13 protein-coding genes are annotated in these 14,290 nt (G+C 49.5%); 12 read left to right on the top strand and 1 reads right to left on the bottom strand.

What is annotated here, in order from left to right; all coding sequences use genetic code 11:
• The first annotated feature begins 58 nt into the window (after positions 1-58).
• Genes EIZ37_RS08005 through EIZ37_RS07965 form a run of 9 tightly spaced genes read left to right on the top strand, consistent with a single transcriptional unit; the run spans position 59 to position 8,119 of the window.
• A complete protein-coding gene (locus EIZ37_RS08005) occupies positions 59-1,078 on the top strand; it encodes a methionine ABC transporter ATP-binding protein (RefSeq protein ID WP_167568735.1) in 1,020 nt (339 codons plus the stop codon).
• Positions 1,079-1,080: 2 nt separating this feature from the next.
• Complete coding sequence (locus EIZ37_RS08000; protein ID WP_134684051.1) at positions 1,081-1,731, top strand: methionine ABC transporter permease; 651 nt, start codon at positions 1,081-1,083, stop codon at positions 1,729-1,731.
• 28 nt (positions 1,732-1,759) lie between these two features.
• Entirely contained in the window at positions 1,760-2,596 is an 837-nt protein-coding gene (locus tag EIZ37_RS07995) for a MetQ/NlpA family ABC transporter substrate-binding protein (RefSeq protein WP_205683809.1), read from the top strand.
• A gap of 44 nt (positions 2,597-2,640) precedes the next feature.
• A complete protein-coding gene (locus EIZ37_RS07990) occupies positions 2,641-3,996 on the top strand; it encodes an LLM class flavin-dependent oxidoreductase (RefSeq protein ID WP_134684049.1) in 1,356 nt (451 codons plus the stop codon).
• 28 nt (positions 3,997-4,024) lie between these two features.
• Positions 4,025-5,185: a M20 peptidase aminoacylase family protein gene (locus EIZ37_RS07985; protein ID WP_134684121.1), complete on the top strand. Its 1,161-nt coding sequence runs from the start codon at positions 4,025-4,027 to the stop codon at positions 5,183-5,185.
• A complete protein-coding gene (locus EIZ37_RS07980; RefSeq protein ID WP_134684048.1) occupies positions 5,182-5,967 on the top strand; it encodes a methionine ABC transporter ATP-binding protein in 786 nt (261 codons plus the stop codon). The genes EIZ37_RS07985 and EIZ37_RS07980 overlap by 4 nt, the downstream gene beginning before the upstream one ends.
• Positions 5,964-6,632 (top strand): methionine ABC transporter permease, encoded by a 669-nt coding sequence (locus EIZ37_RS07975; RefSeq protein ID WP_134684120.1) that lies wholly within the window; start codon positions 5,964-5,966, stop codon positions 6,630-6,632. Before EIZ37_RS07980 ends, EIZ37_RS07975 begins: the two co-directional genes overlap by 4 nt.
• Positions 6,633-6,673: 41 nt before the next feature.
• Entirely contained in the window at positions 6,674-7,552 is an 879-nt protein-coding gene (locus tag EIZ37_RS07970; protein WP_134684047.1) for a MetQ/NlpA family ABC transporter substrate-binding protein, read from the top strand.
• Positions 7,553-7,579: 27 nt separating this feature from the next.
• Positions 7,580-8,119, top strand: a complete 540-nt coding sequence (locus EIZ37_RS07965) for a GNAT family N-acetyltransferase (RefSeq protein WP_134684046.1) — start codon at positions 7,580-7,582, stop codon at positions 8,117-8,119.
• Positions 8,120-8,219: 100 nt separating this feature from the next.
• Here EIZ37_RS07965 and xerS read toward each other — a convergent pair whose 3' ends face one another.
• Positions 8,220-9,332, bottom strand: a complete 1,113-nt coding sequence (gene xerS / locus EIZ37_RS07960; RefSeq protein ID WP_134684045.1) for a tyrosine recombinase XerS — start codon at positions 9,330-9,332, stop codon at positions 8,220-8,222.
• A gap of 406 nt (positions 9,333-9,738) precedes the next feature.
• Here xerS and EIZ37_RS07955 point away from each other — a divergent pair, with 406 nt between their 5' ends.
• From EIZ37_RS07955 to EIZ37_RS07945, 3 genes are all read left to right on the top strand, one after another.
• On the top strand, positions 9,739-11,091 hold the full coding sequence (locus EIZ37_RS07955) for an APC family permease (RefSeq protein WP_134684044.1): 1,353 nt from the start codon (positions 9,739-9,741) through the stop codon (positions 11,089-11,091).
• Positions 11,092-11,415: 324 nt separating this feature from the next.
• On the top strand, positions 11,416-12,780 hold the full coding sequence (locus tag EIZ37_RS07950) for a putrescine aminotransferase (RefSeq protein ID WP_134684043.1): 1,365 nt from the start codon (positions 11,416-11,418) through the stop codon (positions 12,778-12,780).
• 11 nt (positions 12,781-12,791) lie between these two features.
• Entirely contained in the window at positions 12,792-14,270 is a 1,479-nt protein-coding gene (locus tag EIZ37_RS07945; protein ID WP_134684042.1) for an aldehyde dehydrogenase family protein, read from the top strand.
• The last annotated feature ends 20 nt before the right edge of the window (positions 14,271-14,290 follow it).

Here is a 14,290-nt window from a genome sequence, read left to right as displayed (position 1 = left end):
CGAAGCATCGATTACGACACATTCGCCTATTGGCATCCAGAATGAACGAAACACCAGCGTGGTCGAATTTCACGACGTTCACAAACTGTTTACAAGCAAGGAAAAAACAACGGTGGCCTTAAAAGGCGTTACTTTTACCGTGAATAAAGGAGACATATTCGGTGTCATCGGCTTTAGCGGTGCGGGGAAAAGCACTTTGCTTCGTACCGTAAACCTGCTGGAACGCCCCACATCCGGCAAGGTGATCGTTGGCGGCAAAGATGTAACGAAATTATCCGTGGCTGAACTCCGGAACACGAAGAAAGATATCGGGATGATCTTTCAGCAGTTTCATCTATTGGAGACGAAGACTGTATTTGAAAATGTGTCCATGCCGCTCCTCCTCAGTCAGACACCGAAAAAGCAAATACAGGATCGTGTGTTTGAATTGCTATCATTCGTTGGATTGACGGAGAAAGCGAAACATTATCCGGATCAGCTATCCGGCGGACAGAAGCAGCGAGTGGGAATCGCCCGTGCGCTGGCAACGAATCCATCGATTCTCTTATGCGACGAAGCAACATCGGCTTTGGACCCGGAAACAACAGCGTCCATCCTGCAGCTTTTAAAGAGAGTGAACAAGGAGTACAACATTACGATCCTCATGATAACGCATGAAATGAATGTCATCAAAGAGGTATGCAACCGAGTCGCCGTTATGAGTCAAGGCGAAGTCATTGAATTGGGAAATGTGCTCGATGTATTTGCCAATCCCCAAACGGAAACGGCCCGTAATTTTGTGAAGTCGGTTGTTCCGGACAATATTCCACCAGGTGTATTCAGGATACTGGAAGCAAACCGGGGCAAATCGAGAATCTTCAAGATTCAGTTTATCGGTGAAGGCTCGGGTCAACCGATGATCTCCCAAGTGGCAAAACGGTTCAAGTGCGATGCCAATGTTTTGTTCGGAAACATCACGGAGCTGCAAGGAATACCGTTTGGAAACTTGATCGTCGAGCTGCAAGGCAGTGAACCGGAAATTAGCCGGGCGTATCAGTTCATGCTCCAACAAAATGCAATTGTAAAGGAGATTTTGTAAAGATGGAAGTCAGTTCCGCTCAAGTCGTGCAGGCGATCTACGAAACGCTCTATATGGTGGGTGTCTCTTTGGTGTTTGCGACGCTGATCGGCCTTTCACTCGGCATTTTATTGGTCGTCACACGCAAGGGCCATATTTTAGAGAATCAAGCCGTTTTTTCGACCTTGAACCCCATCATCAATGTGCTTCGTTCCGTACCGTTCATCATCTTGCTGGTGGCGATCATTCCTTTCACGCGGCTGATCGTCGGTACCTCCATCGGGACAACGGCGGCGATTGTGCCTTTGGTCATCTACACGGGCCCATACATCGCCCGTTTGGTGGAAAACTCTTTGCTTGAAGTGAATGCAGGGATCATCGAAGCAGCCGAAGCGATGGGAGCAACGCCGGTGCAAATCATTTTCCGTTTTCTCATCCCGGAAACCCTGGGCTCGCTCATTCTCAGCATTACGACGGCGACGATCGGCTTGATCGGGGCAACAGCGATGGCAGGGGCAGTCGGCGGCGGCGGGATTGGAGACTTGGCGATCACATATGGGTACCAAAGGTTCAGCACGATTACGATCGTCGCAACCGTTGTCATCCTCGTCATCATGGTGCAAAGCCTACAATCCTTCGGTAACGTTCTGGCGCGTAGAATTCGCAGAAAATAACGCTAATGAAGACAGGAGAGATCCAATGATGAAAAAAGTAGCCATTTTCCTTTTATTCGCAATCATGACTTTGGTGGCGGCAGGTTGCGCTACGCAAGCGGAAGAGTCGACGCTGAAGATCGGCATCCGGGGATCGGAAAGCCGAACGTGGGACTTCGTTAAGGCGCAAGCGGAAAAACAAGGTCTGCATATTGAAGTGGTGCAGTTTAATGCGAATGTAAATCCGAACACAGTCTTGCTTGAGGGTGACATCGATGCGAATGCCTTTCAGCACGTCGCATTCTTAGACCAATTTAATATGAAAAACAACTCGGAGATCGTGCCAGTCGGCTCAACTATTATTGCTCCCCTCGGCATTTATTCAGACAAGTACAAGAAGATCGAAGACATTCCGAACCATGCAAAGATCGCGGTACCGAATGATGACTCAAACTGGGGACGATCGCTGGTTCTTTTGCAGGAAGCTGGGCTTATCAAAGTTGTGGACAATTTTGACGGTTTTGGCGGTGCGGACAAAATCAAGGAAAATCCCAAAAATCTCGAGATCGTCCCGGTTGATGGTGCAAACACACCGCGTGTGATGAAAGATGTCGCCGCTTCGATCATCAATAACGGGATCGCAGTGGAAGCAGGCTTCCTCTTAAAAGACGCGATCTTTCATGAAAAACAGACGGCTAAGCCTTATATTAATGTGATTGCGACAACCAAGAAAAATGAGAATCGGGAGGACCTGAAGAAGCTGGTGGCCATCTATCAATCAAAAGAAGTCTCGGACTTTATCACAGAAACGTACAAAGGGAACTACATTCCTACCCAAGTTTCGGTAGAAGAGCTGAAAAACTTCAAAGATGCGTACAAAAACTAATCGTGCCATCCGTTGAATGACGCTGAAGAAAGGAAGAGACGCTCATGACTAAGAGGCAGATTCACTTATCCGCATATTTGGTGGGTACAGGTATTCATGTGGCATCGTGGCGTTTGCCAGCCGCCCCGAAAAACGCAAGTATCGATCTCGAGTATTATAAACGCTTGGCACAGACGGCCGAACGCGGCAAGTTTGACATCGCGTTTATAGCGGACAGCTTGGCCGTCAATGAAGATTCGCATCCGAATATTTTGAATCGCTTTGAGCCGACTACTTTGCTTGCTGCATTGGCTGGGGCGACTTCAAAAATCGGGCTGGTCGCCACCGCTTCGACCACCTATCATGAGCCGTACAATTTAGCCAGACTGTTTGCTTCGGTCGATCATATCAGCGGCGGCCGCGCGGGCTGGAACATGGTCACAACCGGTGATGCTACGGGTGAAACCGGACGCAATTTCAGTCGCGAGGCACATGTAGAGCATGATCACCGATATGAACGAGCAGAGGAGTTCATCGATGTGGTCCAAGGGCTATGGGATTCGTGGGAGGACGATGCTTTCGTTCAAGACAAGGAAACAGGTGTATTCTTTGATCCGACCAAGATGCATCGATTGGATTACAAAGGAAAGTATTACTCGGTGCAAGGACCGCTCAATATAGGCCGCTCCAAACAAGGTCAACCTGTTATCGTGCAAGCAGGTGCTTCCGAGCCTGGGCAGCGATTGGCTGCACGCACAGCAGAAGTCGTCTTTTCCCATGTGAAAGATTTTGCCAGAGCGAAAGCGTTTTATCAAAGTCTGAAAAGCAGGCTTCCTGCTTATGGCCGTACACCGGATGAACTCCATATCCTGCAAGGCATATCCCCGATCATTGCGGATACACAGGAAGAAGCCGATGCCATCCACCGGCAATTACAGGATCTTTTGCTTCCCGAGCAAGGCTTGCGCTTTTTATCCGGTTATCTGGGCAAAGTTGATTTTCGCAAGTACACCCTGGACACTCCGGCGGCTGAAGTTGATTTTCCCAAAGACAACGGCATACAAAGCCACTTTGAGTGGATGACGGAGCTGATCAGAAAAAAGAACCCCACGTTGCGCGAACTGTACACATTGTTGGAAGGGGGAGCCAACCGGGAGTTGATCGGCACACCAGTCCAGATCGCGAATGTGCTGGAGAAATGGTTTACAGAAGGAGCGGCGGACGGATTTATGTTCATCGCCCCGATTCTTCCGCAAGGGCTGGAAGCATTCGTCGACAAAGTAATTCCAATCCTACAGGACAGAGGCTTGTATCGCAAGGACTACGAAGGGGACACTCTGCGCGATCATTTGGGGCTTCGCAAGCCAGAAAATCGTTTTGCGAGACAAAGCCTGCCATGGACCCAATTGACCCAGGGATAATCTGAGGAAAGGAGAGAATGCAGTGGGGATTCGAACACAGGAGGCGGCAGCAATCGAATTGGAGACAAGGCTGATTACCATTCGCAGGCACTTGCATCAATACCCGGAGGTGGCAAATGAAGAGTTTGAAACAACAAAAGCGATTCGCGGTTGGCTGGAAGAAGCGGGTATACGCATCGTAAATCTTTCCTTACCAACCGGCGTGGTCGCAGAGGTCGGTGGCAAACATGGCGGACCGATCATCGCCTTGCGTGCGGATATCGATGCATTGCCCATTCACGAAGAAACCGGTCTGCCGTATGCATCCAGAATCTTCGGGAATATGCATGCGTGCGGCCATGATTTTCATACCTCCGTCATTCTTGGAGCTGCTTTTCTCTTGAAGCAGCAGGAAGACACGCTGCCAGGAACGGTGCGGTTCCTGTTTCAGCCAGCAGAAGAAAAAGGAACGGGGGCATCGCTTCTGATCGACCACGGTGCACTCGAGGGTGTGCAAGCCATCTTCGGGTTGCATAACAAGCCTGACTTGGAAGTGGGAACGATTGGGATTAAACCGGGAGCGTTGATGGCGAGTGTGGACGGCTTCGAAATCATCGTCGAGGGATTGGGCACACATGCGGCGATTCCCCATACAGGCATTGACCCGATTGTCGCTGCCTCGCAAATGGTAACGGCTTTGCAATCCATTGTCAGCAGAAACATCAGCCCCTTGGAGCAAGCGGTCGTCAGTGTGACGACCTTCCATGGCGGGACTACCTGGAATGTGATTCCGCACAAAGTGGTGCTCGAAGGGACCGTGCGCACGTTTCATGAAGAAGTCCGGTCATTCATACCCAAACGGCTGCAGACCATCATTGAAGGCGTGGCCGAAGCCTATAATGCCAGAGTCAGTCTCAGGTGGTTCAAAGGGCCGCCTTCCGTCCAAAACGATCCGGAGCTGACAGAGCTTTCTATCGAGACGGCCAAAAAGGTCGGTTTGCAAGTCGTTGTACCCGAACCGTCTCTTGCAGGAGAAGATTTTGCCTTCTATCAAGAAAAAATACCCGGCTCCTTCGTGTTCATAGGGACTTCTGGCAGGGAGGAATGGCATCATCCCGGATTTACTGTAGATGAACGCGCTCTTCTCATCAGCGCCCATTACTTTGCCGAATTAGCCATACGCGCACTTGAGGGAAGGGCGAGCGGATGATCCACATACAGCATCTCAACAAATCATACAAAACCGCAGCCGGCTCCATTCCTGTGTTGCAAGACATCAATCTGCACATCTCAAAAGGAGATATCTTTGGAATTATCGGATTTTCCGGTGCAGGGAAATCGACGCTGATCCGCTGCCTCAATCGGTTGGAAGAGCCAGATTCAGGCACCATACGGATCGCAGGAAAAGTCATCACGGAATTGGAGGAGAAAGAGCTTCGGCAGGCACGCCAGAAAATTGGCATGATCTTTCAGCAGTTCAATCTGCTCGATGCAAAAACGGTGTACCAAAACGTGGCTTTCCCTTTGGAAGTGGCCGGATATCGGAAAGCGTTCATCCGCGAACAAGTCAGGGCGATGTTAGATCTCGTACAGCTGAGCGACAAAGAGGATGTATATCCCTTCCAGTTGAGCGGAGGGCAAAAGCAGCGAGTCGGCATTGCCAGGGCGCTGGTGAATCAGCCTGATCTGCTGCTAAGCGACGAAGCGACATCCGCACTCGATCCACAGACGACCTACTCGATCCTGGAGCTGTTGAAGGAGATCAATCGCCAGCTCAAGCTGACCATTGTACTCATCACACACGAGTTGGATGTTCTCCAGCATGTATGCAACAACATGGCTGTGCTAGAAAAAGGCAGGATCGTGGAAACCGGATCGGTGGACAAATTTTTCCTGTATCCGCAAAGTGATACTGCCAAACGCTTTGTCCATATCATTGACCATTATCGGGAGAAACGAAATGTATGGGAAGGAGCCGGAGCGGGGATATGAACGACGATCTGATCGATTTGCTCTGGAAGGGTCTCCTCGAAACGCTATACATGGTGTTTTGGTCTTCCCTGTTCGCACTTGTCATGGGAATCATCTTGGGGGTCACGTTAGTCGTAACGGAAAAGGGTGGCATTTACCCAGCGCCAGCAGTAAACAAAGCAATCGGCACGATCATCAATGGCGTACGCTCTCTTCCTTTGATCATCCTGATCGTGCTGCTCTTGCCTTTATCTCGTCTGATCGTTGGGACGACATTGGGACCGACTGCAGCCATTGTCTCACTCTCAATCGGAGCGGCACCGTTCTTAAGCCGGATCATCGAAAATTCCCTCAAGGAAGTAAGTGCCGGGAAGATCGAAGCGGCGATCTCCGTAGGGGCGACGCCATTCACGATCATTTTCCGGGTGCTGATCCCTGAAGCATTGCCGGCACTTGTTCGCGGCATTACGATCGGAATCATCGGGATCATGGAATTCAGCGCGGTAGCTGGTGCCATCGGAGCCGGTGGTCTGGGGAGTCTGGCGATTCGCTTTGGCTATCAACGCTTTCGGGAAGACGTCCTGATCTCCACCGTGATTCTCATCATCCTTCTGGTCCAGATTTTTCAGTGGTCCGGTGATTCGATTGCCAAATCGATTGTAAAAAAGCGATACAAATTTGAATAGCGCATGACAAAGAAACAGCATTCAAAAAGGGAGTGGAACTTATGGCAAAGAACAGGATTGGCGTCCTTTTATCTATTCTTGTCGTTTTCAGTGCAGCGTTAGCGGGTTGCGGTTCTAATGGTTCAACCAGTCAAAATGTCCAAGGAACAGCCGTAAATGCTCCTACTGCGTCGGCGAGTCAGAATCAAGCCGCTGAACCGACGAAAACGTTAAAAGTAGGAGCTGCACCCGTACCCCATGCAGAAATTTTGGAGTTCATCAAGCCGAAGCTGAAGGAGCAAGGCGTGGACTTGGAAGTGGTCGTCCTGGATGACGAGGGGCAGCTCAATCCAGCGTTAAAGGACAGCCAGATTGACGCGAATTTCTTCCAGCATGTCCCGTATCTGGATTCGGTGAAAAAAGAAAAAGACTATGACTTCTCCGTCACGACCAAGGTCCATGTAGAACCAATCGGTTTTTATTCCGAAAAGCTGAAATCCAAGGATGACATCAAAGAAGGGGCGAAAATCGGCATTCCCAATAATCCTTCCAACGAATACCGCGCACTAGTTTTGCTGCAAGAACAAGGGCTGATCAAGCTGAAAGACGGTTTGACTACATACGAAGCGACCCCGAAGGATATCGTGGAAAATCCGAAAAAACTGGAATTCGTGGAAACGGAGGCCGCTACATTGCCAAGAGCGTTGCCCGATCTTGACGGCGCCATTATTAATACGAATATCGTGTTGGATGCGAAAATCGATCCGAAAAGCGCGTTGTTTCGAGAAGATGCGAACTCTCCTTACGCCAATGTCATCGTCGTCCGCAAAGGAGATGAACACCGCGAAGAAATCAAAAAGCTGGATGAAGCGCTCACTTCGCCAGAGGTCAAGAAGTTCATTGAGGACAAATACGGTGTCGCTGTCTTGCCCGCCTTTTAACTTGCCGAGAGGAAGGACTGGTATCGGATGCGTGTCCTCTATATAAGCGATATTACCATCCGCGATGCGTGGACCCAGGATCGAAAGCAAATCAGAAAACACCTGATCGAATCATACGCACAATACGAACAGCATCTGAGCGTTGAAAAATGGAAGCAATACAAGCAAGAGATTCTACAATCAGTAGAAGGAAGCCATGCCATGGCGTTTCTAGTAGCTTGCTGGCGACAAGAAATCGTTGGCAGCGTACAGCTGTTCGATTCATCGGAAGTGGCCTATAACCGGCCAGAGCTGGACATTCATACTCCCATCATCCGGTATTTAGCCGTGTCACCTTCAGCAAGAGGGAATGGGATTGCAGAGCGGTTGATTCACGAGTGCGTCAAGCGCTTGAGGGAAAAAGGCGCAGCCTCTGTGCATCTACACACTACTGACATGATGGCAGCAGCAGTAAAGTTGTATGAGCGTTTGGGTTTTACGCGGGCGTTGGAAAAAGACTTTTTTAATGGGGAAACGTATGTGAAAAGCTACTGGTTGCGGTTCGATGAATCCGAAGTAGCGAAGTAGGTTAAAAGTAAAAATTCACGAGAAATGGTACATTGATTCACCAAAAAACAGAGACTCTTTTCCTTTATCCAGGGATGAGAGACTCTGTTTTTTTGTGCTGTCAGGTCGTCCGGTTAATCGCTTCGCTTAGCTTGTCATCCAACACATGCGCATATTGCATCGTCGTGTCAATTTTGGAATGGCCCAATTGCGCTTGCAGTTGATGCGGATCCGGATTGAGACGGAGAAATTGGGTCGCAAAACTATGTCGAAGTTTATGGACAGAGAGGTCAGGCATGCCGAATGCCTTGCCGTATTTCTTCACAAACTTTTGCACCGTCCGCAGCTCGATGCGATGCCCAAAAGGCTTTGTGGGGGAGAGGGCAAGAAAAACGGCGTCTTCCGCTTCGGAAGGTTTATATTTTTGGCGATGCTCCAGGTATGTAATCAAGTATGCTTTGCCCCAGTCACTGAAAAAGGGGGCGTCTTCCTTCTTGCCTTTACGGACCATCTTCAATTGGTTTTTTTCTAATACGATATCAGAAAGGTTCAGATTAATAATTTCCGAGACACGGAACCCACCCGACAAGATGAGTGCCACAATGGCCGTATCCCGATCCCTGTTAAGCAAGTGATGCTGCTGCTTCTTTTTGGTATCGCAATGGGCAAGATAGCCTTCGTGAACGAAATGGACAAAGCGATGGATTTGCTCATCGATCAAGATCTTTGCCCGAATGGAATGCGCCCGAGCCAATGGGGTAATTTCCTCGATATTGGTTTCAATTTTCGCCATCACATTGCGCTGCAAATACGATTCACCGTTTTCATCCTCGGACAGGGCGGATAAATAGTAAAATAGCGATTTTAAGCTGGAAATCTTCCTGCTTATCGTTCGATCGCTATATTCCTTTTTCGCGCTTTTGGTAGGTTTATCGAGTAAAATCGCACGTTCATCCAGGTGGGATTCTTGCAAATAAACGATATAGCTTTCGATTGATTCCTTCTTCAAATCGTTTAATTCCTCCAGGGAGATGTCCTTGATCGCTTTTGCCTGTGTGAGACCTTCTGTCATGAGCCAACGGAAAAAGTATTCAAAGTCACGTAAATAACCAACCAAGGTGGAGGGAGCGCTCCTCTTGGACTTTTTATGTTCAATGTATTTTTCTACATACCAGGGGAATAAAGGCGTTCTTTGCTGCAAAAGCAGGGCATCTCTGTTTTTCGTAACCGACAAGGGAAGATCACCATCCTTCAATAAACACAAATCAATAATGACTATCTGAAACAGAATACCGAACATATATTCTCATTTTACTAAGAGAGTGGTACATAATCAAGGACGAGTTACATGGAAGGTTGTACGATCATGCTGGCAGGCAAGACATTCTCATTACAGAGAATCATTTCTCAATTTTTAGATAAAAATGCATCTACACATACAGATCCGTTACCATAGATGCTTGATAAAAATTGAGGAACGCGTAGCATTTAGGCTTAAAAAAGTTTTGGCACAATACTTGAAAAAAGGAGGGCAAAAGGGAAGGGGGAAAGCAGGGGGATTATAAAGAAAAGTAAGGGTTATAATTATCTGATTATTCTTATTTTTCGCAACTCACAAGCGCAACGAAATGGGGGATATTATGGAAACTGTAGGGGAACTGAAGCGAACGTTAAAGCTTTGGCACATTGTCATGATCGGAATCGGCTACATGACACCGATGGTTGTCTTTGATACGTTCGGCATCGTATCCGAGATGACTGCCGGGCATGTACCCACTGCTTATGTGCTGGCTTTGATTGGGATGCTATTTACGGCCATCAGCTACGGTCATATGGTAAAGGTCTATCCATCTGCTGGATCGGCGTACACATACACCAAACATACGATTCATCCCCATTTGGGCTTTCTCGTTGGCTGGTCTGCCTTGTTGGATTATTTGTTCATGCCCATGGTGAATGCGCTCCTGATCAGCATGTACGTTACCTCCATTTTTCCTGATATTCCTGCTTGGTCGCTGATTATAGCGGTTGTCCTGCTTTCGACCTTGATTAATGCCTGGGGCGTCAACATCATGGCCAATTTCAACTCGTTTCTCGTCACATTTCAGTTTTTGGTGCTGGGGATCTTTATCGTGCTCATTGTCCGTGGCTTACTGATGGGCGAAGGGACGGCCCACATCGTTTCCGCTCAGCCGTTTGTGTCTTCTGATATGGCAATTAGCACACTCATTGCAGGTGCGACGATCCTTTGCTTCTCCTTTCTCGGATTTGACGCGGTCACGACACTGTCCGAGGAGACACCAGACCCGACAAAGAACATCCCGCGGGGAATTCTATTGGTAGCCTTGATCGGTGGTGGATTGTTTATCTTCGTTTCTTATTTTATTCAATCGTTTTTCCCCGACGTATCCAGATTTCAGGATGTGGAGGCTGCTGGCTCTGAGATCGCCCTTTATGTCGGGGGAACGCTGTTTCAGTCACTATTCGTTGCCACGGTGTTCATGGCCAATTTTGCCTCTGGTTTGACTTCGCATGCCAGTGTTTCGCGCTTGCTGTATGTAATGGGCCGAGACAAACTTCTTCCTGCGCGCCTATTTGGTTACGTCCATCCAAAGCGGGGAACGCCTGTTTATAATGTGATTTTTGTCGGAGTGGTTTCGCTGACCGCTCTGTTTCTGGATCTGGTGACAGCGGTCTCTCTGCTAAACTTTGGTGCGCTTATCGCCTTTACCTTCGTCAATTTATCGGTGATCGCACATTATGTCGTGCGTCAACGGGAGTACAAGTCAGTGGCCGGTTTTCTGAAATATTTCGCAACCCCATTAGCTGGTGCGGTCGCGGTCGGTATATTGTGGCTGAATCTGGAATCGAGTTCATTTGCCCTGGGGGCTTGCTGGGCAGCCATCGGTGTCGGTTATCTTCTGTACCGTATCTATCGTTTGAAAAAGTCGCAACTGATTGAACTTGACGAAAAACCAAGCAGTATCGGCTAAAAGGGGCGGCGAGCAAGGCAGGCTGTATGCATCTCGTACAGTCTGTTTTTTTGTGTGGAATTCCAATCAACAGTACGCGTGGATCGCTTCATTTTTCTTTCAGCTACAAATTGCGGATGCCGTTTTCTCTTTAGTGAGAATGGATAACCGCAGAAGATCACGATTTCTAGGAGGATATGAGATGAAAGCAAGGTATCCAGCCTCTTTTTTCTCAAAATCGAGAAAAATTCGCCACAAAATCCGCATGTGCCCTGATAATTCCGTTTGGCATCATCCTTGCAGTTTACAAACCATGAAAGCTATTTCATTAGGAGGATGATCCGGATGGAACGCAAAACACGTGAAGAATCCATGCAGCTGGCAGAGGAGGTCTTAGGCTTTATCCAGAGTGAGGCACTGACACTCGAGCAGAAAAAGCAAATTGTCTCGGATTCCATCGATAACTTTACGAATCATGTGACCAAGGCGATTCTTTTGCACAGGAAATCCGTGTCAACGGATTTCTCTGTCGTGGAGTGGGAGGGCGAAGCGGCTGTTTTCCGCGATACGATGGGTGATGAGTACATCGATTGCTTAGGTGGCTACGGCGTTTACTTGCTGGGCCACCGCCATCCGAAAGTAGTGGGAGCGGTGCAGGCACAAATCAAGCGATACGCCCTGCACAGCCAAGAGATGGTCGATCCGCTGCGTGGGTATCTTTCGAAGCTGGTAGCCTATATTACCCCCGGAGATCTCCAGCATTGCTATCTCGTCAATTGCGGGACGGAAGCGAATGAGATGGCGCTCAAGCTCGCCCGTTTGTCCACTGGCAAAAAGTGCTTCATTTCGATGGAAAAAGGCTTTCATGGGAAGACGATGGGTTCGCTGTCTGCTTCCGGCAAATCGACCTTTCGGGAACCGTATACTCCTCTCGTACCCGGCTTTCAGCATGTGCCCTATGGCGATGCGGATGCCGTGGAGCAAGCCATCCGCATGCTGATCGCTACGGGAGAAACCGTGGCAGGAGTGATCGTCGAGCCAATCCAGGGGGAAGGCGGCGTCAATATTCCACCCGACGATTTCCTGTCACGTCTGCGCCAAATCTGCGACCAATACGAATGTCTGTTGATCGTAGACGAGGTGCAGACAGGGATGGGACGCACAGGAAAGCTGTTCGGTGTGGATCATTGGGACGTTGTGCCGGATATTATGACGCTTGGCAAAGCGTTCGGAGGTGGCGTCATGCCGATTGCCGCCATGGTCGCAAAGAAGAAATGGTGGGCGAAAATGGAGGAAAATCCGTTTTTGCTCGGTTCTTCTACGTTTGGCGGCAACCCGTTGTGCTGCGCAGCTGCGATTGCCGGTATCCATACCATCCTGGAGGACAATATTCCGCAGCAAGCACATGACAAAGGAGCTTATATCCTCAAGCATCTAAAGGAAATCCAGGCGCGTTACCCTGATGTGCTTGTCAACGCTCGGGGGAAAGGATTGCTGATTGCCATGGAATTTGCCAATAACAGTCTGGGATATGCATTGGCAAAACAGCTGTTCAGCAAGAAGATCCTCGTGGCAGGTACGCTGAATAATGCGACGGTCATCCGTCTGGAGCCGCCAGCGATTATTTCCTATGAGCAAATCGATTATGTGCTGGCATGCATCGAGGAAGGGATCAGCCAGCTTTCCAAGCAGCTGCAGCTGAATAAATAGGGGGAATCCCGATGTCCAACCAAGTAAAAAAGATGTATATTGACGGCCAATGGGTTGAGTCCGTCTCTGGGGAATCTTTTCCGGTCATCAATCCGGCAAATGGAGAGATCATCGCGCGCGTCACAAAGGGGACGAGAGAAGATGCCCGTCTGGCCATCTCAGCGGCGCGCCGGGCTTTTGATGAATCCGGATGGGCGGATACACCGGCACGCACACGGGCGGAGCTGCTCAACAAGGCAGCAGACCTGATTGAACAGCGCGCGGATGAATTCGCCGAAGTCGATACGAGGAACAATGGCAAGCCTTTGCGGGAATCTGCCTACGACGTGCAGGATGCGGTCAACCAGCTGCGTTACTATGCCGGCTTGTGTACCAAACCGCAGGGGCAGACCTATGATGTCCCCGACGAGATTCAAGCGTTTGTTGTGCGAGAGCCGATCGGGGTGGTCGGGGCGATTACTTGCTGGAATTACCCGCTTGTGATGAATGTGCAAAAAGTAGCGCCAGCGTTGGCAGCCGGAAACACATTGGTATTAAAGCCAGCTGATCTCACCCCTCTGTCCACGATCATGCTGTTTGAATGTCTGGAGGCGGCAGGTTTCCCTGCAGGCGTAGCCAATCTCGTGACCGGACCGGGACATGTAGTGGGCGATGAAATTTCGAGACACGAATGGGTCGATAAAGTAGCCTTCACAGGGGGAACCGAAACAGGCATCGCGATCATGAAAAATGCGGCAGATACAGTGAAAAAGCTATCGCTCGAGCTTGGGGGCAAATCGCCCAACATCGTGTTTGCCGATGCAGATTTCGAGACGGCCGTCGACTATGCCTTATTTGCCATCTTCGCCAATCAGGGAGAGGTATGCTCGGCTGGTTCCCGCCTTTTGCTGGAAGCGGCCATCTATGATCGATTTCTGGTACGCCTGGTGGATCGAGCGCAAAAAATCGTGGTGGGCGATGGCTTTCATCCGGATACGGAGATGGGTCCATTGATCTCGGAAGCCCATATGAATCGCGTCCTGTCCTACATACAAGGAGGGATCGAGGAAGGGGCGCGGCTTCTATGTGGTGGCAAGCGATTGCTGCGGGATGGTCTGGACAAAGGCTACTTTGTGGAGCCTACCATCTTTGAGGCGGATTCTTCGGATTTGCGCATCGTGCAAGAAGAGATTTTTGGGCCCGTACTCGTCGTGCAAAAATTTCATACAGAAGCCGAAGCGATCCGCTTGGCAAATGGGACGAAATACGGCTTGGCGGGCGCTGTCTTCACCAATGACGGGGCCAAGGCGCAAAGAGTCATCCGCAAGCTTCGGGCGGGCATTACGTGGATCAATACGTATCACCCTACGTTTAACGAAGCTCCCTGGGGCGGTTATAAGCAGAGCGGGATCGGCCGCGAACTCGGCACATACGGTTATGAGGCCTATACGGAAGTGAAGCAGATCAATATCAACCTACAAGTAAAGCCAAGCGGCTGGTTCCGTCATTAACTGGTATACAAACAGGAGAT

The sequence above is a fragment of the Brevibacillus migulae genome (assembly GCF_004521915.1).
Taxonomy (GTDB): Bacteria; Bacillota; Bacilli; order Brevibacillales; family Brevibacillaceae; genus Brevibacillus_F; species Brevibacillus_F migulae.
The sequence above is the reverse complement of the archived record's forward strand: the minus strand, read 5'-3'. Positions and strand labels throughout refer to the sequence as shown.